This window comes from Psychrobacter sp. AOP7-B1-24 (genome assembly GCF_052376215.1).
In the GTDB taxonomy this organism is placed as follows: Bacteria; Pseudomonadota; Gammaproteobacteria; order Pseudomonadales; family Moraxellaceae; genus Psychrobacter.
The window spans coordinates 1-500 of the sequence record NZ_JBQSVL010000210.1; the positions used below are offsets into that span (position 1 = coordinate 1).

Genomic DNA, 500 nt, shown 5'->3' on the forward strand with positions numbered 1-500 from the left:
TACGCCAAAGGTCAAACCACTACTGAGATTGTCGAAACCATCAAGGACATCTACGACGTCGACATCTCAAGCAGCTTGGTTTCCAGAGTCACTGACAACATCTTGGATGACATCACCGCTTGGCAGAACCGGCCACTGAGCAGCGTCTATCCTATCGTCTACTTAGACTGCATTGTCGTCAAAGTTCGTCAGGACAAGCAGATCATCAACAAAGCTATCTATCTGGCCTTAGGCGTTGCTCTTGATGGTAAAAAAGAGCTGCTTGGCATGTGGCTATCAGAGAACGAGGGCGCTAAATTCTGGCTTGGTGTTCTCACTGAGCTACAAAACCGCGGGGTTCAAGATATTCTTATTGCCTGTGTCGATGGTTTAAAAGGCTTCCCTGATGCCATCAATACGGTCTACCCTAACGCTCAGGTTCAGCTGTGTATCGTGCATATGGTGCGCTATTCGATGAAGTTCGTACCTTGGACGGACAAGAAGGCCGTAGCAGCTGATTT

1 protein-coding gene is annotated in these 500 nt (G+C 48.2%); it reads left to right on the plus strand.

The window, feature by feature from the left end; translation table 11 throughout:
- Positions 1-500: IS256 family transposase (locus ACT3QP_RS15045; RefSeq protein WP_444526063.1), on the plus strand; the 500-nt coding region annotated here is incomplete at both ends.